The organism is Agathobaculum ammoniilyticum (assembly GCF_025567315.1).
Taxonomy (GTDB): Bacteria; Bacillota; Clostridia; order Oscillospirales; family Butyricicoccaceae; genus Agathobaculum; species Agathobaculum ammoniilyticum.
The window spans coordinates 12,879-28,980 of sequence record NZ_JAOQJE010000020.1 but is presented as its reverse complement, the minus strand read 5'-3'; the positions used below and the strand labels follow the sequence as shown (position 1 = coordinate 28,980).

Below are 16,102 nucleotides of genomic sequence, written 5' to 3'. Positions count from 1 at the left end.
GCTCGCGCAGCAGGGCGGCAAGCTGCTTTTTCGCCGCCGCTGTTTTGCAGGCGTCCCGCGCAAGGTACGCAAAACGGCGGTGGACATAGCCCAGATGGCTGATGCGCACCCATTCGCTCTGTTCCTCCGCGGTGGTGGCTGTCCAGAGGACAGCGCCGCAGCCTCCGCACTTGCGGTTGGCGCGGGTCTCCGTCCGGAAGTATTCCGGCGTGGCGTCTGTCAATGTCCGCTTACCGCAGTCCATAAATTCCATCTGGACCACGCTGCCGCAGTCTGGGCAGGTAAAGCCCCGCCGCCTTGCGTCCCATCTGGCCGCTGGGCGGCGCATATAGCCGTCCCGCGCGTTTTCCTTGGAAAGGACTGCAAACACGGTGCGGCCGCCGCGGGCATACCCCGCGTAGAGGGCGTCCATGTCCGCCGGCGTCCGCACGGTGGCGGCACGCGCGTTTGGGATGGCCTCCTCCAGCTCGCGCACCCATTTGCCTGTCATGTGGGAGGGACAGAGGACGATATGCAGGCACTTCCTGTGCTTTTGCAGGAAATACGACTGCAGCGCAATGCTGCCGACCTTAGACTTTCCGCTGCCGCATTCCGCGATGAGCAGACCGAACCTGGCGGTCTGCAGCCTGCGCCGCAGCGCTTCCGCGGCGGCGAGCTGGGCGCCGTACAGGTGGTACCCTGCCGTCTGCGCCACGAACTGGTCCAGCCCCAGCACCCCCTCTGACAACGGCTCCTGGGCCGGATCATACAGGGGCTGGAACTGCCCGCGGATGCGGGACGCGATCACGGAACCGAACGCCCGCAGGTAGCCGGCTACGCCGTTGATCTCTGTAAACGCGTCCGGCTGGCAGGGCCATGTGCTGGGGATACGGATAACCCCTGCTTTCAAGCCGTCTGTAAGTACGTCCGCGATATTCTGATCGTCCGGCGTGCAGGTGAGCCGCCATATGGCAAAGGGCTCCCCTGTTGTGTACACACGGCACGGCGCCAGCATATCCCTTGCCTGGAGCTCGTTTATCATGTAGTCACTGAATTCCGGCAGCATGGGGATGGTGCTTACTTTGTCGATCTCATGATACAGGGCGGTTTTGTCCCGTACGGGGCAGGCGAGGTAATACACCCTCGCCTCCTGCGCTTTATCTGTTTTCTCCTTTTGTTGCTTTTCGCCCTGCTTCCGCGCGCTCTGGTTGTCCCAGAGCAGGGCAGCCACGGCATATGTACCGTCTCTGGATACCGCCTTGCTGTACCGCCCCTGTTGGGGGGTGCATACCAGGGTTTCCCCATCCAGCTGCACGGACAGCGTGCCTCCGCCGCTGACCGCGTTGACAAGGCCGGCTGTCACTTCCGGATAACCGCCCAGCCGGACCGCGATGAGCAAATTGTCCCGCGGGTCCACGGCAACGGTATCCGCCCAGGTTGTAAGGGTGATTGTTTGGGCTGGGTCACTGTAGATAGCTTTCATCAGCTTTTCTGTCATTGCATATTGATCTTCCTTTCCATCTTTGCGCAAAAAAAGACCGCACAGCACCATTAGGTACTATACGGTCTTTGCGGTGTTCATCAGGCTGCGAAATCATGTACAACTCAGGCAGGCAGACTGCCTCTGGGCGGTTACTCTGACACGAATACTCTGACCTGATTTCTCCTTTATTATATCCTCTTATTCCTCCCTTGTGAAGTGGAGGTTTCCTCCACAAAATGCAGGCCAACAGAATAGATCGACTGGGTCGGTACTCAGAACAAATGTAGCGATATGGAAAATCAACGCTTAAAGGGCATATATAAAATAATTATTCCGGTACATACAAATAGCAACTTTTCACATGGTCATTTACAATTCCGATTGCCTGCATATAGGCATATACAATCGTACTACCTACAAATTTAAAACCGCGTTCTTTCAAGTCCTTACTTATTTTATCTGAAAGCGGCGTTTTTGCAGGAATTTCAGTTTCCGACTTAAAATGATCAAGGATAGGTTTGTTATCAACATAAGACCAAATAAACGCATCAAAGCTTCCATATTCTTCTTGAACTTTAATAAATTGCTGTGCGTTTATGATTGACGACTTGATTTTCAACCTGTTGCGAACAATATTGGGATTTTGCATTAACTCATCAATTTTAGTTTCGTTATAGAGAGCAATTTTATGATAATCAAACTGGTCAAAGGCTTCTCGAAATGCCATTCTTTTATTTAATATCGTTAGCCATGATAATCCAGCTTGCATACCTTCGAGAATTAGCATTTCAAATAGTTTTCTATCATTATGAACTGGCTTTCCCCACTCTCTGTCATGGTATTCTTTATAGCGTTCCGTAGTTGCCCACGAACACCTTTTTCTATCGTCTTTCTTCATGAGAACCTCCGTTTCGTAAAAATTCCAAGTTGCTCTTACCTGCATTATATCATGCTGTTATAAGCATTGCTATTTATTTTCTGCTTTTGAAAAGCTACTTATTAGCCTTGTATTTTATATGGAGTAGTACTATTACAAATCATAGGCTAATAAGTTTTCTGTTAAACACTTCAAGTCATGCAACTGCACGACTTAAAAACAAAACCGGATTGAACGAGATGGTCCAGACCGTTTTTTTGTGTTCTAATCAGGTAAATTCATATTTTATGTGTGCTTTTTTCCGATATCCAGCAGCACCGCGCCGCGCGACTTTGCCACATAATACCTGATATCCCCTGCAAACATATTCTCCGACAGGTTACATAAACAAAACTTCGAGTGTTCGATCAAATGCGCCAGGACTGACAACTCCTCCCGCCGTGCGCCTGAAACAGGGATATTCAAATTCTCTACCCTGTTACAGGGCGGGATATGCTGCGCCTTGTAGTCGCCCCATTCCTGTTCGTCCATGTCCGGCATATTGGCGACCCCTATGATACATGCATGGGGAACCCCTTTCGTTTCACGCTTCAGCATGCTCATGTAACCGGAGGAGCAGTAGTCGGATATGATATGGAAGCGGTTCACACCATAAGTTTCTACCAAAAAGCGCACTGCCTGTCCGAACAGGCACAGGCTTTGACAGGTGACCGGCCCCAAAGAAAAAATGCTGCAAACGTCCGGTTCCTGCGGCTTCCAGCTATGCCGATTTTCCGACGCCCTTGTAATCACATACCACCGCAGCGCACGGATCGCTTTCTGCTCTATCGTTTTGACAGCGCCGGACGAGATACCCAACCGCTCTCCAATTTCCTTGCGCGTACTTCCAGCCTGCCGCTCTGCGAGGACAAGACCCTGCCCGTCCTTCAGGGAGGCAAAGCCATCCCGAACAAATTGCATGGTTAGCTCGCTGCAAACATCCAGAATCGTCACGCCCTTTTTTTCGGCATATTCATATTGCCAGTTTTCCTCGTCATAGAGCGCCAGATACAGATAGCTTATTAAATGCGTTGAGCGGGACAGCATCCAGCGTTCGATCATGTTGACACCGGTCCCGATATTGCGGTTGCTTCTATGCGTATCCCCAACGCCCGGCGCGATCACTTTGTCGATCAGACAGGCAGGGATACCCGCGTCTCCCTGCTGCAGCTCCTGAAGGAGCTGGTTATAATGGTTTGGCCTTGTGACCAGTGTTATAGTGATCTCTTTTTGCGGAAAATGAGCCTTTGCATCCAGAGCCGCGACAAGGCTGATACGGCTGAAGCTGTGCTTCCCTTTCCAGAAAAACTGAAACTCCACCGTATCATTTTGCTTGGCTACTTCAAACGCCGCGCCGACTGTCCGCTTGTAAATGTCATCGTCATATAGGGCATTATGCCCGACGAATGTGCAAATTGCCATATACGTCCCTCTTTCAGAGTTTATAACTCTATTTCGCAGGCAATCCTTGTTTATATAGTATTCTGTATACGAGGGATTGGAATGCGATATTATGAAAAAATTCGAGAAATACGCGAGGATAGAGGATATACGCAACAGCAAATTGCGGATATCCTTTGCGTTGGTCAACGCACCTATTCCGATTATGAGAGCGGCAAAACTCGAATCCCTTTAGAAAGCGCCATGCTTCTTGCAAGGTTTTACAATGTAAGTTTGGATTATTTAGTCGGAATTACGGAATGTGCATACCCCTATCCCAAAACCAAATAGCTAATGCGTACACTCGGAAAACCCGAGTGTTTTTTGTAGGCACTTCTTAACATTGATAATAATTATACCACCGCTTACAGATATAAGCAACGCTGGGCAACAATCTTGATACACTATTTTCAGTAATTATGATTATTTAGGAGATTGCCATGCCAAAATTATTGGGGAATGAGACGTTTGGCGCAAACCTGAAAAGGATTCGGTTGACATGTGGGCTGACCCAGGAACAAACCGTTGCTAAACTACAGGTACTCGGTTCCCCAATCAGCCGAAGCACTTACTCACTCATTGAGATGGGCAGGGGAAATTTATTTGTTAGTGATTTGGTAGGTTTGCAAATGATATTTGGCGTAAAGTATGAAGAATTTTTCAAGGATATCTCGACTTGCCGTTCTTCAAAAAAACCTGAATAAAGGCAATATCGTATAACTGCTCGATAAAATAAGAATATTGTCCGACAACATGTATCGTTTTATCACAAAACATACAATATTTGCATTTTATTTAGATATATTAAAAAGCTCCAAGGAAGCGTTGAGAAAAGATGAACGTTTCAGGTTAAATTCAAAAACAGTGGTATCCGAGACATGAATGTTGGGATACCGCTGTTTATTTATATTTTTCAGAAAAAGGACTGCTCTTTATATGCCTGAAAAGGAAAACCGGTCTGGACGTATCGTTGCGTCCAGGCCGATTTTTTGTGTTCTCATGGAATAAGTTTGTTTACGGATGCCTAGTATTCCAGCAGATCGGGGATCGTACAATCCAGAACATAGCAACACTTTGCAAGAAAATCAAGGTCAGCCAGTGCAATATCCTGCCCTTTATAATACCGGTCAATCACACTGTACTTGACGCCAGTCAAGGTGCGCAAACCGTTACGGGTAATGCCATGGCTTTTCATCACATCAGCCAATTTTACCCTGACATAACCGTATTCGACTCTCTGATAGCTGATAATACTTTTCAAATCCATAGCGCCCCTACTGATCTATAATTGTATCAGCGCTTCCCTTTATTGACATTTTCCCGCTTTAAGGCCATCCCTATATTGGGTAAATTGTATGAAGCGAAGGTGCGGGAAATGTCGAATTATGCTGAACACTGGTTCCGGTTTCAAAGCTGGCAATGCGAAGATCTTAAGGCAAAATGGCGTAAGCGTAAAACACAAAGACGGGTAGAAAGATATGAGAAAATAGCGGTGGTAATGTGGCGGAACGTTCCACCACTATTAATGTTAGACGGTGTAAGCAGATGACGAGCAACAAGTTGAAGCATCAAGCGAAAAAAGTGCTGGAATGGGGACTGGCAATACAGGAGTGTCGTAACAGCGGTCTGCCTGTGAGGGAGTGGTGCCGGCAACACGGAGTCGCCGCAACAACATAATCAAGTATGACATAAACAACAATTTTTCATTGCGTAAGCCCCTTAAAGAAGGACTCTCGTGTAGATATCACACGGGAGTCTTTTTCATAGGCTGTTCGTGTATCATATATTGACTTCTTCTGCTTTCAGCTGGCTTATTTTACGCTTACCTTCGATTCACTTGCTGGTACAGTGCTTAAATTTTGTCAAAATACCCAATAGGTCAGTTGTTTTATTGGATAAAACTATTATTTACAAACATAAGTAAATTTATTATACTATTTGCATAACAAAAAAAAAGTTTTAAAAACTTATTTTTTGTTAGGCCCATGTGGCTTTGTCGGATATAATACATCTGAACAGTAATGGAGAGGAAGTGCAATATGGAAACTGAGAAAAAGAGATTGGAATTCTACGGTGGGGTTTGGATATCATTTTTACCTATTATAATTTTTATCTTAGTCACCGCGGGATTTACCATCAAAGGTGCCCCTGCAGTGCAAGGGCTTTGGTTAGCCGCATTTACAGGCATTTTTATTACATTCTTTTTTGCAAAAGATCGTAGCGGTTACTGCGAGGCAATTCTAAGGGGATTTGGCGACAAAGGAGCGACCATTCCATTTGCGTGTTTCATTTTTGCGGGATTATTTGCGGCGATTCTGCGGGAGTCCGGCCTTGTGGGAGGTATCATCTGGGCTGCTTATGAACTGGGCGCCACAGGTACAATATTCATCATTGTAGCATTTTTGGCCGCCTGTTTGTTTGCCACGGCAGCTGGAACCGGATTTGGTGCAATTGTAGCCTGTATGTCGGTGCTATATCCAGCTGGAACGTTACTAGGCGCAAATCCAATGCTGCTGGCAGGAGCTATCATCGGTGGCGGTTGCTTCGGCGACAACTTGGCTCCGGTTTCAGACACGACAATCTGCTCAGCAGCTAGTATGGAAACCGATGTAGGTGGTGTTGTAAAATCCCGCCTACGCTATTCATTAGTTGCTGCGGCAATTACTATTGTCATCACTTTTGTTCTAGGAATGCTCATAGGGCAAAACAGTGCCGATATAGTACCTTTGGAATTGCTTCAAGAGCAGATGTATCCCAAAGGGCTCTTAATGCTGATTCCTGCATTACTGACTATTGTGTTAGCAATGAAAAAAGGTGACATCATATACGCTATGATTATCGGAAGTGTTGTAGGGCTGGTGTTTGTGTATTTATTTCAAATGCCCAGCGCATCTACGCTTGTTACTATTGAGGAAGGCTCAGTGGGTGGCTCTCTGGCGACTGGTGTCAGTGATATGCTCCCCAATGCACTGCTGGTGATTTTGATTATCGCTTGTGTGCAGGTGCTAAGGGAAGGTGGCGGCGATCAGGAACTGATGGAGCAAGTGGGCAAAGTAGTCAAGACCGTAGTGAACGCTGAACTTTCTGTAGCAGTCTTGTCTTTCTTCATGGGCGTTGTAACCGTAACCAATTCGGCAGCCATTTTCACAGTTGGCTCGTCTTTTGGAAAATCTATCGGCAGGAAGTTCCACATTCATCCCTACCGCATTGCCAATATCATGGACTGTATGGCTACAGGCGTAACGTATGCATTGCCTTATAACGTAACCATCACTGTGCCTATTGTAATGGCGATTCAAGCACAAGAAATCTTTGGTGAGCATGTGTCCACGCTGGATGGTCCCATGTTACCGCTATTTGTAATCTATCCCATGGTGCTAATTGTACTATATGTGATTGCTATTTTGACTGGATATGGACGGCGCTATGTGGGCGAGGATGGGACTCCTGTCAAGAAGCTGAATGGATGAACCGCTTTGTGTTGACAAGTAAAACCGATTTCTTCTAAAATAGAACTTATTAGAAATAAAAGAAGAATCGAAGTGTTTACTTATGAAAAAAATTGAAGACGAGATCCAGACCTTTAAAAAGTTAATGCAATTGTTCGCACGACAGTTTGGCTCCAATTGCGAAGTTGTCCTCCATGATCTTACACGAGACTATGAATCCACCATTGTGGATATCGTGAACGGGCATGTGTCTGGAAGGAAAGTGGGAGATAGCGGCACCAATTTAGGGTTGGAAGTTTTGCGTGGAACCAAAATCGATGGAGATCGTTTCAACTATATCTCTAACACCCAAGATGGTAAAATTTTGCGCTCTTCCAGCGTCTACTTTTATAACGATGCGGGCAAGGTCATTGGAGCTTTATGCGTGAATCAAGATATCACTGAAAGTTTGCGTCTGGAAAAATATATTTATGAGCAGAATGGCGGGTATTCCTTGATTCCAAACAGTCCGACGCAGGAAAATGATCAAGTAGAAGAGTTTATTACCAGCAATGTAGCAGAACTGTTGGATTGCATGTTAGGGCAGGCTCAAAAGCATGTAGGGGTCCCGCCCCAATCTATGACCAGAGAACACAAGCTGGCTTTTTTGAAGTATCTGGATGAAAAGGGGGCGTTCCTAATCAGCAAATCCAGCGAAAGAACCTGCAAATTTTTGAACATCTCCAAGTTTACATTTTATAATTATTTAGATACCGTGCGAAAAAATTCAGAAATGGCGAAATAAACTTAGGCACGAGGAGGTCTAGTTATGAGTGAAGTGGAAAAACGTTTGGAGTTGGCGGGACTGAACTTGCCCCCGGCTCCTCTTCCAGGCGGAATGTACACACCTGTGCGTCCTTTTGGTATGCGGTGCGCCTATTTGTCTGGTGTGGCATGCAATCTGCAGGGCGGTGAGACCTTTGAAGGGAAAGTGGGCGCCGAACTGACACTGGAACAGGCCGAGAAAGCGGCTGAACAGTGCGCGTTGAACGCGCTGGCGGTTCTGAAAGCGAACATTGGAGATTTGGACAGGATAGCCAGTGTAGTAAAACTGTTGGGATTTGTGGCCAGTGCTAATGATTTTTACGCCCAGCCACAGGTGATGAACGGTGCAAGTGAACTGTTGTGCTTGGCATTTGGCGATCAGATCGGAAAAGCAGCCCGTTCTGCCATTGGTGTGAATGTGTTGCCCGGAAACGTACCTGTGGAAATAGAATTGATTGTAGAACTGCGGGATTGAGGAGGACCTGAAGATAGATGTATGCGAACCGACTCGCCTGCCGCTCCTGCGGGTCACAATTCCCGTTGGAACTGCAATATGCCTGCCCTCACTGCGGGGGCATTTTGGAAGTGAAATACGATTACGATGCTCTTGCCCAAGATGGGCGGCTGACCCTGCCGGAGTTGCCGGGTCTGTGGAAATACCTGCCTTTGTTACCATTGCAGCAGGAAGAAAATATTGTTAGTTTAGGCGAGGGAGGAACGCCGTTGCTTCGTTGCCAGCGGATGGCGGATATTTACGGTGCGCAGATAGAGTGGTACATCAAAGCGGAGCATCTGAATCCTTCTGGATCCTTTAAAGACCGGCCTTCCAGCGTGGGTGTATCCGCCGCAAAGGAAGCCGGCGCCGAGAAAGTAGTGATTGCTTCTTCGGGAAACGCTGCGGCGGCCACGGCCGCTTATTCGGCCCGAGCCGGTATGGAATGCGTGGTGTTTGTGCCTGAAAGCACGGATCCCGGAAAAGTGATCCAAGCCGCGTCCTACGGTGCAACAGTGATTCCCGTAACGGGAAATTATTCCCACTCTTACGATATGGCTGACCTTTGCGCGAAGCGGTTTGGATGGCCCAACATCACCTCTACCTTTCTGAATCCCTATACTGTTGAGGCGGATAAAACGGTTGCCTATGAGATATTTGAGCAGTTGGGTGGCCGCTTCCCTGATGTGGTTATCATTCCCATTGCGTCCGGTCCGCTGATGATCGGAGCCTACAAGGGGTTTGACGAACTGCGGCATTTGGGACGTGTACCTGCGCAGCAGCCGCTGCCAGCCATGGTGGGCGTTCAAAGTGAACAATGCATGCCCATTACCCGAGCCTATCTGAACGGAGACGCGCAGGTGCATTGCTGGGATGGCACTATCTCGACCATTGCAGGAGGAATCAGCGATCCTCTGGTGGGCTACGAGAACGATGGAACATTAACATTGCAGACAGCCCGTGCATCCGGCGGCATGATGCTCTGTCTGACAGAAGGTGAGATCTGGCAGGCCACGCAGATGGTGGAGACAAAAGTAGGATATTATTGCGAACCCACTTCCGCGACGGCCATTGGCGCGGTAAGCAAGCTGTGGAATGAGGGTTTCCTGAAAAAGGGCGCTACTGTAGTTAGCGTATTAACAGGGCATGGATTTAAGTATACGGGGCGCCGGTGTAACATCTTGCAGCCTATATCCAAAGTAGAGCAGTTGGAGATTCTTTTGAAGAAAACTCAGTGAAAAGAGATGACACTTACAAAAAGGCATTTGCCAAGGCATTTGCCGTTCACAACATGAGCTGTGAACGGCAGACGCTCTTTTTGTGTTCCAATGGAGTATAATACATTATTTTTACTGTAAGCATCAAATCCTACAACGAGAACCTGTCAGGGAGGTTTTGCTGTCAAACAGCATATCAAAGACGAAAAAGGAGCTGGCAGATTGCTGCCAGCTCCTCGTTTCGAAGGGAAAAATCATTTATCTCCAGGACAATACAATACCGCCGGTTAAAACGGCGTTCAAGATCACAGAAATAAATTCAGCAGCGTATAAGTACCTATCCAGCGGCCTGTTGGCCAGTGTTTCCAGAAACAGGTGGTTAGCAGACCATGCAGCGACAGAGACTGCCCGGATATTCCGTTCCACGGCCTTCCAATTCGTCTTGTGCTTTCTGGCAACTTCCGGGTAAAGCCGCTTTGTTACGGACAGGAGTCGTTCCGGTCCTTCCATACACAGGAATACTGAATGGACTACATAAAAATAGCCTTTGTATTTTGCAGTTACACCAAGCCTGAATAACAGATTGCGGATCGCTTCTGTATCCCCGTTTGTTCTGCCTGTTTCGTATGTACTCGTCCTGCCAGCGCTGCCTGCCGTAGGATGTGCGGTATCAATCATAAGACAACGTACACCCTATCAGGAAATCATGGATCACGTCCAGAAGATGGACGGGCGAGAGCTGAAACTTCGTACAACGTGCAGCGAGTTGTTCAACTGCACGTTTATCATGAGAAAATGCAGATACAAGCGTAATGGTCACCTAGCCTTGTCCGAACCGCTGTTTTGCCAGTATCCCATAAGCTGGGGAATGATAGGACGGGACCATCATTTCATGCAGGAAGTATCTATATACTTCGTCGCTGCTTTCATCCTCTGTCTCATTTTCTTTCAAACCGTACAGGTCATCAGAGAGCCGGAATGCGTCCTGCAGCAGTGAGACCGCATCCCTCGCGATCGGTATGGTTCGTGGATGCAAGGCTGGTATCTCCATTAGCACAGGCTCTATACAGGGAAGCCCATCGTTGTGTGGGCTGCCATCACCGGATACCAGTTCAGACAGTGAAATGCCCAGCTTTTCTGCCAGATATTCCGATGAATCTGCCCGCGGATGGGACGTACCTTTCATATAGTCCGTTAATGTAGTCCTTGGTATCCCCAATTCCTGCGCGAACTCTTGAAACCCCACCCCTCTTTTGTCCAGTTCTTTCCTTAATGTGGCTGAAAATGTTTCTCTCTATTTTCATTAGAACACCTTCTTATGCAAAAGCATAAGGAAGCAGCTTCTGGGGGTAAATGGCAGCTTCTCGTCAAAAAGTACAACTTTTCGACATGATTAAAAATACGCCTGATTTCACAGACGATTTCGTTTTGGGCAGTTGTTATCTATAGCGTTGGTATAACAATCATATGAATGTTTCTTATTAGGAATACACACTGTCAGAAAGGTATGTGGCGGGTATCAGCCCGCCACAGCGGGGTTTTGAGTGGTGTTGATTTCAATGTACTCGGCAATCCGGCGGAGCTCGTCAGCAAATTTGAATTTCACACTGATATTGCCGTTTTCGTAAACCTTGATATGGTCTACAAGCTCAATCAGAATTTCCCGGTTGAGTGTTTCAATGTTCTGGTACTTCATAAAGGCTACAAGAGCAGGATGCTCATTATTTACACCGTTTGCCAGCTCCGCCCGTTCAGCGGTCAGCCGGGCCAGAATGTCCGAGAGGGATACGGCCTGCCGCTCATAATCGGCTTTCATATCCCGGTAGTCCTGCTGGGTAATTTCCCCGTCTTTCCAGTCTTGATAAAGAGACTGCTTGTACCGGGTCACTTTTGCCAGTTCCCGCTCCTTGGCGGCTATCAGATCGTCCAGTCGGAAAGACTGGCTTTTTTTGATGGGGGCCGAATTGATCCGGGCGATAATCTCGGAGTAGGAAACCGCCAGATGTACCTGTTGCCGTACAGCGAACAGGACAGCGGCCTCCAGCCGCTCATGCTTGATAGAGTGCATGGTGCAGGCTGTCCGAGAACGGTTTTTGTAAGTAGAGCAAAGGTAACGGGTGCTTTGCCCGCTTGAGCTTCGGGTAACAGACTTTCCACAATCCGCACAGCGGAGGAAGCCGCTGAATAGGTGAAGCTCCTTTGTCCGGGGAGCCCGCCGGGTATCCCGCTTTAAGAGAGATTGCACCTTTTCAAAAGTCTCCCGCTCTATGATGGCCTTGTGAGTATCGGGAACCCGTACCCATTCTTCCTCGGGCACTTCCTCGATCTGGTGTACCTTGTAGCTTTTCACCCGGTGGCGGCCCTGCACCAAATCCCCGGTATAAATCGGGTTTGTGAGAATAAGGGTTACGGCCTTATCGCCCCACAGGGGAGTGTCCGATGGTGAGCTCACAGGCAGGCCCTTTTCCTTGCGGTAGGTAGCCGGGCTCGGTATACCGTGATCGTTCAAGTGATAGACGATAGACCGCCGAGCCATGCCCTGCAAACACAGGTCATAAATGAGCTTGACTATTTCAGCCGCCTCGGGATCGACAATCAACTGGTGCTTGTCTTTCGGGTCTTTCACATAGCCATAGGGAGCAAAGGAGCCGATATACTGCCCGTTGCGCCGCTTGTAGTCAAAGACCTGGCGGATCTTCTTTGAGGTCTGGTGGCAGTATTGATCGTTCATTACATTCGTAATGGGGACGATAATGCTGGAAACGCTGTCCGGGTCACGGTAGCTGTCTACATTCTCGGCAAGGCTGATAAAGCGGACGCCCATTTGAACAAACAGGTTGTCAATCAGACTGCCTGCATCGCTGTAATTTCTTGCGAAACGGGAAAGGTCTTTGACGATCACACAATTTATTTTGCCACTCATTACATCGGCAAGGAGCCGTTAGAAGTCCTCCCGGTTGGCGTCCGTCCCGGTGTGGCCGTCATCCACATACTCTGCGATGCTTTCAAATTCGTTCTGATGCTTAAAGTAGAAATCCCCCAGCAGGTCACGCTGGTTTTTCACGCTGTTGCTGTCATCCTTGCCGTCTTTAACTTTTTTCAAATCCTCTTTAGAAAGCCGGATGTATGCGCCCAGCCGCCAGCGGCGGACGGTATAAGAGGGAGAGAAACTCTGTTGCAATCCTCTGTTTTTTGTTCGTGCCATTGTTCCTCCTTCCCTATCACATTACATCTATATTATACCTCTGCCCGGGCGGGACAACAAGGATGCCTCCGCCTTGGGACACTTTGTCTCGAAGTAGCAAACAGGCCATAACCGAAGTTACAGCCCGCTTTTTTGCCGGAGCAGAAAGTCCGTCAGCGTGTCCTGTAAGGACGGTCCGCTTTCCGCAAATTCAATTTTCACACCGATCCCGCCGATGCAAAAGCAGTATGGATTTTCTACCGCCTGCAAAAACAGAGCGATCCGCTCCTCCCGGGGGAGAGAGGTATCAAAGGCCATACCGCTCACATCCGGCAGGGACTCAGGAGCCACTGCGCCGATGTCAACGCTTTTCATTTGTTCCAGTTCCTTTGCCGTTAATCTCACGGTAAAACCTCCTTATCAAAAATAGGATACGCCTCCCGCATATCGTGGGGAAACGCAAGAGGACGGCACCGAAAAAAGTGCCGTCCTCTTGTCTTGCTCCACATCGGGACACAATGTCTCGAAGTCAGAAAAGGCTTTTTTGATAATGGGCCTCGGCCTCTTCCAGAGAAACGAAGTCAAACAGCTCATGGAGCTCGGCCATCATACGGCGTATGTCATCGCCAGCAAAGCCGCAGTTTTCCATCGCCATAATCACATAGCCACGGCAAGCTCCGTTGCTCCACGGCTCAGATAACAGGGCCGCCAATCCTGCGGGATCGTAGTTCATAGACTGTACCTCGCTTTCCTAAAATTTAGGGATCGCCGCCCACATTTTCTTGACCTGTCCAAAGACAACAACTTTCGGGACGGCGATCCCGCACAGATGAGAGGGCGGCCCGGCCCATTTACGGCGTTGGTGTTGTTCGCTCGTTTCCCAATGGAGAAAGTCACAGCGCACCCGCCGCCCGGCTCCCCGCACTATGCCCGGGGCCGCTCCTGTTCATCAGTGCTGAGAAGAAAACCTCCTCTCATAAACCGAGACATTTTTTCATCATTTCCAAGTGGGGAAAATGAAAAAATCAAAAAGTTTTTTTCATGCGCTCAAGGCCACGCTTGATGGACTGGCGGACAGACTCCTCATGTACACCCTCGGCCTCGGCAATTTCCTTGATGCTCTTTCCAAGAATGATGTGGGCATCAATCCTGCGGCCCTGGATCTCCGGCAAAGAGTTGAGTGCGTTCCATAGGCGGCAGAACATTTCCATGCGCTCCAGAAGCTCCTGGGGCGTTGGCTCATGCAGGCAGGCGGAATATTCGATCCCGTCATCGCAGTCCAGAGAATATTGCGCCTTATGCTGGGAGAGCCGCCGCTGGTAGGCCATTTCGTGCCGGGCATCGGACACAAACACTTCGGCTACCTCGTCAGAAACTTCGATAAACTGATCCTGTGTGTACCAATAATAAAAATCCTTCAGATTGATTGTAGTCATAAATAAACCTCCGTTTCGGTGTTGGGTGGATGAGTGACCGAAACGGGGCCCGGTGGGGAGCGGCATCCTGGGGAGCCGCCCCGCACCTCGGGACAATTTGTCTCGAAGTACGCAAAAGCGCCCGGGCGGCATGAAGCCACACGGACGCATGAAGTTACATATTCGTTTTTGTTCTGTCTAATTTCATATTCATAACCAGACTGTCCCGGAGGGGGAGCTACGCTTTTTTTAGCTGGTGTAGATCATGTGTACTGTGAAAAAAGACAAAAATAGACACGGCGGCAATCCTCCTATATGCCGCCGTGGATTTACACGGTGTTAGGTCGTCGTTGGTTTAGGATAGACGAAAAGAAACGGCGGCTCTGAAAATCAAAGCCGCCGCTTCATGGGCGCGTGAAAATGTGTCTGCTGTACGACGGCTTTTTTTCTTTTGCCGTCGTGCGGCAGAATGTTATTCAATATTCAATTCAATGTTTCCAGTAAAGTCCTCACACTCAATGCCGATATAATTTCCACCATCAGGAAGTGTAATTGTGTCACTATAAGTTCCGGCTGTTTCAATCAAAGTGACTGCTTCATCAGATCCAGAAATCCAAAATACTTTTGCAGTACCTTCCATAACCTCCAAAGTGCAGTCAATAGACAGCTCCTTACCGGCTTCTCTTTTTATGGAAGTTCCTCCAAACAAATACTCTGTATCTGAAAAATTCTCATAATCAGCCGTATAAGTTCCCGTATAATCATCGATCCCTTTTTCTTTTGTTCCTTCCAAAGATAACTTTCCTGTAAGCTCTATGGATCCAGCCGACTGAACGATATTATTATAATGATCGAGAATTTCATCTTTTGAACAGCCAGAAAGCATAAAACTTCCCAAAAGGACAAATGCCAATGCTAAAACTATTTTCTTCATAAAATCATCACCAGCCTTTCTTTGGTGCTACCTTTTTGGCCTTTTTCTTTGTTTGGGTTGCTTCTCGCTCTTTCATGCACAAAATCAAGATGGCAGAAATAACGACAGCAAGCACAAGACTGCAAGAACAGGTTCCGATATTCCAGTTGACTGCGGTATCATAGCTACGGTAGCCTACCATTCCGAGACTTGCGGTAATCGGATAAAGGTTTGCTAATGTCATATTTCCTGCGGCAAACATCCCTCCATATCCATAGACAAAAGCAATGATTACACCGACTAAAAAGCTACCTGCCCTCCGACAAGTAAGAGCGATAATCGGCAGAACCGCAAGATATAAAAAGAAATTAACCGCAGTAATCTGCAAGGTTGCTTTTAGAGCTAAGGAAATCTCAAAGCCGGGAAATCCCACAATCATTTCTGCTATGATTGTAAACAGACTGCATATCAGCCCGAAAATAATAGACAATACGCCGCACACAATCAATTTTCCGGTCAACAGTTTCTTAAAAGAGATCGGCACAGTCAGAATATTTTTCAATGTGTCATCCGCCTGCTCACGAGTAATCATATATCCAGCAATTAGGCTGATACACATCGGAAAAATCATGGACATATTGTTTTTGATGACCTGTTCTGTAAGATAGGCGAAATCCCAAACGGAACCATCATTCGCCATAGAGGTAAACAAGGTCAGCAGGACGGATAGGAGCATAAGTGCAACGCCCGCCCAAAGGATATGATACCTTTTCAATTTATAAAATTCTGTTTTTACAATGCGAACCATG

General features: G+C 47.9%; 18 protein-coding genes and 1 pseudogene. 6 read left to right on the top strand and 13 right to left on the bottom strand.

Annotated features, from left to right (window positions below):
- The 3 genes from OCV66_RS14540 to OCV66_RS14530 form a co-directional block, all read right to left on the bottom strand.
- A partial coding sequence (locus OCV66_RS14540) for a DEAD/DEAH box helicase family protein (RefSeq protein WP_262564781.1) occupies positions 1-1,477 on the bottom strand: 1,477 nt, incomplete at its 3' end.
- A 313-nt stretch (positions 1,478-1,790) separates the two neighbouring features.
- Positions 1,791-2,360, bottom strand: coding sequence for a DNA-3-methyladenine glycosylase I (locus OCV66_RS14535; protein ID WP_054328139.1), 570 nt, complete (start codon positions 2,358-2,360; stop codon positions 1,791-1,793).
- Positions 2,361-2,624: 264 nt separating this feature from the next.
- Positions 2,625-3,800 carry a sigma factor-like helix-turn-helix DNA-binding protein gene (locus OCV66_RS14530; protein ID WP_147574572.1) on the bottom strand — a complete coding sequence of 392 codons (1,176 nt, stop codon included), beginning with the start codon at positions 3,798-3,800 and terminating at the stop codon, positions 2,625-2,627.
- Between OCV66_RS14530 and OCV66_RS14525 the strand changes: the two genes are divergently transcribed.
- Both OCV66_RS14525 and OCV66_RS14520 read left to right on the top strand, forming a co-directional pair.
- A complete protein-coding gene (locus tag OCV66_RS14525; RefSeq protein ID WP_317258432.1) occupies positions 3,774-4,109 on the top strand; it encodes a helix-turn-helix domain-containing protein in 336 nt (111 codons plus the stop codon). The genes OCV66_RS14530 and OCV66_RS14525 overlap by 27 nt on opposite strands.
- A 149-nt stretch (positions 4,110-4,258) precedes the next feature.
- Positions 4,259-4,522, top strand: coding sequence for a helix-turn-helix transcriptional regulator (locus OCV66_RS14520; RefSeq protein ID WP_147574571.1), 264 nt, complete (start codon positions 4,259-4,261; stop codon positions 4,520-4,522).
- A gap of 320 nt (positions 4,523-4,842) precedes the next feature.
- On the opposite strand, the gene OCV66_RS14515 is transcribed toward OCV66_RS14520, so the two are convergent.
- Entirely contained in the window at positions 4,843-5,079 is a 237-nt protein-coding gene (locus tag OCV66_RS14515) for a helix-turn-helix domain-containing protein (RefSeq protein ID WP_082397359.1), read from the bottom strand.
- 778 nt (positions 5,080-5,857) lie between these two features.
- Between OCV66_RS14515 and OCV66_RS14510 the strand changes: the two genes are divergently transcribed.
- The 4 genes from OCV66_RS14510 to thrC all read left to right on the top strand — a co-directional run bounded on the left by OCV66_RS14510 (position 5,858) and on the right by thrC (position 9,802).
- Positions 5,858-7,288: a Na+/H+ antiporter NhaC family protein gene (locus OCV66_RS14510; RefSeq protein ID WP_054328134.1), complete on the top strand. Its 1,431-nt coding sequence runs from the start codon at positions 5,858-5,860 to the stop codon at positions 7,286-7,288.
- A gap of 82 nt (positions 7,289-7,370) precedes the next feature.
- On the top strand, positions 7,371-8,051 hold the full coding sequence (locus OCV66_RS14505; protein WP_054328133.1) for a helix-turn-helix transcriptional regulator: 681 nt from the start codon (positions 7,371-7,373) through the stop codon (positions 8,049-8,051).
- A 24-nt stretch (positions 8,052-8,075) separates the two neighbouring features.
- Entirely contained in the window at positions 8,076-8,546 is a 471-nt protein-coding gene (locus tag OCV66_RS14500; RefSeq protein WP_054328132.1) for a RidA family protein, read from the top strand.
- Between the two features lie 110 nt (positions 8,547-8,656).
- Positions 8,657-9,802, top strand: coding sequence for a threonine synthase (gene thrC / locus OCV66_RS14495; RefSeq protein WP_262564783.1), 1,146 nt, complete (start codon positions 8,657-8,659; stop codon positions 9,800-9,802).
- Positions 9,803-10,039: 237 nt separating this feature from the next.
- Here the strand turns inward: thrC and OCV66_RS14490 are convergent, their stop codons facing one another.
- The 9 genes and pseudogenes from OCV66_RS14490 to OCV66_RS14460 form a co-directional block, all read right to left on the bottom strand.
- On the bottom strand, positions 10,040-10,459 hold the full coding sequence (locus tag OCV66_RS14490; RefSeq protein ID WP_054328130.1) for a sporulation initiation factor Spo0A C-terminal domain-containing protein: 420 nt from the start codon (positions 10,457-10,459) through the stop codon (positions 10,040-10,042).
- Positions 10,452-10,601 carry a DUF6514 family protein gene (locus tag OCV66_RS15695; protein WP_407925837.1) on the bottom strand — a complete coding sequence of 50 codons (150 nt, stop codon included), beginning with the start codon at positions 10,599-10,601 and terminating at the stop codon, positions 10,452-10,454. Before OCV66_RS15695 ends, OCV66_RS14490 begins: the two co-directional genes overlap by 8 nt.
- Positions 10,602-11,027, bottom strand: a complete 426-nt coding sequence (locus OCV66_RS15690; RefSeq protein WP_161804776.1) for a helix-turn-helix domain-containing protein — start codon at positions 11,025-11,027, stop codon at positions 10,602-10,604.
- A gap of 273 nt (positions 11,028-11,300) precedes the next feature.
- Positions 11,301-12,986: pseudogene (locus OCV66_RS14485) on the bottom strand (recombinase family protein).
- Positions 12,987-13,103: 117 nt separating this feature from the next.
- The gene (locus OCV66_RS14480) at positions 13,104-13,370 is read right to left on the bottom strand and encodes a DUF6870 family protein (RefSeq protein ID WP_054328128.1); all 267 of its coding nucleotides are present in this window, start codon (positions 13,368-13,370) and stop codon (positions 13,104-13,106) included.
- Between the two features lie 124 nt (positions 13,371-13,494).
- Positions 13,495-13,698, bottom strand: a complete 204-nt coding sequence (locus OCV66_RS14475; RefSeq protein WP_147574570.1) for a hypothetical protein — start codon at positions 13,696-13,698, stop codon at positions 13,495-13,497.
- A 292-nt stretch (positions 13,699-13,990) separates the two neighbouring features.
- Positions 13,991-14,401: an RNA polymerase sigma factor gene (locus OCV66_RS14470; RefSeq protein ID WP_147574569.1), complete on the bottom strand. Its 411-nt coding sequence runs from the start codon at positions 14,399-14,401 to the stop codon at positions 13,991-13,993.
- 451 nt (positions 14,402-14,852) lie between these two features.
- Positions 14,853-15,314: a hypothetical protein gene (locus OCV66_RS14465; protein WP_054328125.1), complete on the bottom strand. Its 462-nt coding sequence runs from the start codon at positions 15,312-15,314 to the stop codon at positions 14,853-14,855.
- Positions 15,315-15,321: 7 nt separating this feature from the next.
- Positions 15,322-16,101 (bottom strand): ABC transporter permease, encoded by a 780-nt coding sequence (locus tag OCV66_RS14460; RefSeq protein WP_054328124.1) that lies wholly within the window; start codon positions 16,099-16,101, stop codon positions 15,322-15,324.
- Position 16,102: the final 1 nt, after the last annotated feature.

Coding starts and splice junctions, on each gene's coding strand:
- OCV66_RS14475 (WP_147574570.1), bottom strand. CDS start 13,698: ATGAACTACGATCCCGCAGGATTGGCGGCCCTGTTATCTGAGCCGTGG.
- OCV66_RS14465 (WP_054328125.1), bottom strand. CDS start 15,314: ATGAAGAAAATAGTTTTAGCATTGGCATTTGTCCTTTTGGGAAGTTTT.
- OCV66_RS14520 (WP_147574571.1), top strand. CDS start 4,259: ATGCCAAAATTATTGGGGAATGAGACGTTTGGCGCAAACCTGAAAAGG.
- OCV66_RS14500 (WP_054328132.1), top strand. CDS start 8,076: ATGAGTGAAGTGGAAAAACGTTTGGAGTTGGCGGGACTGAACTTGCCC.
- OCV66_RS14510 (WP_054328134.1), top strand. CDS start 5,858: ATGGAAACTGAGAAAAAGAGATTGGAATTCTACGGTGGGGTTTGGATA.
- OCV66_RS14530 (WP_147574572.1), bottom strand. CDS start 3,800: ATGGCAATTTGCACATTCGTCGGGCATAATGCCCTATATGACGATGAC.
- OCV66_RS14460 (WP_054328124.1), bottom strand. CDS start 16,101: ATGGTTCGCATTGTAAAAACAGAATTTTATAAATTGAAAAGGTATCAT.
- OCV66_RS14525 (WP_317258432.1), top strand. CDS start 3,774: ATGCCCGACGAATGTGCAAATTGCCATATACGTCCCTCTTTCAGAGTT.
- OCV66_RS14535 (WP_054328139.1), bottom strand. CDS start 2,360: ATGAAGAAAGACGATAGAAAAAGGTGTTCGTGGGCAACTACGGAACGC.
- OCV66_RS14505 (WP_054328133.1), top strand. CDS start 7,371: ATGAAAAAAATTGAAGACGAGATCCAGACCTTTAAAAAGTTAATGCAA.
- OCV66_RS14490 (WP_054328130.1), bottom strand. CDS start 10,459: ATGATTGATACCGCACATCCTACGGCAGGCAGCGCTGGCAGGACGAGT.
- OCV66_RS14470 (WP_147574569.1), bottom strand. CDS start 14,401: ATGACTACAATCAATCTGAAGGATTTTTATTATTGGTACACACAGGAT.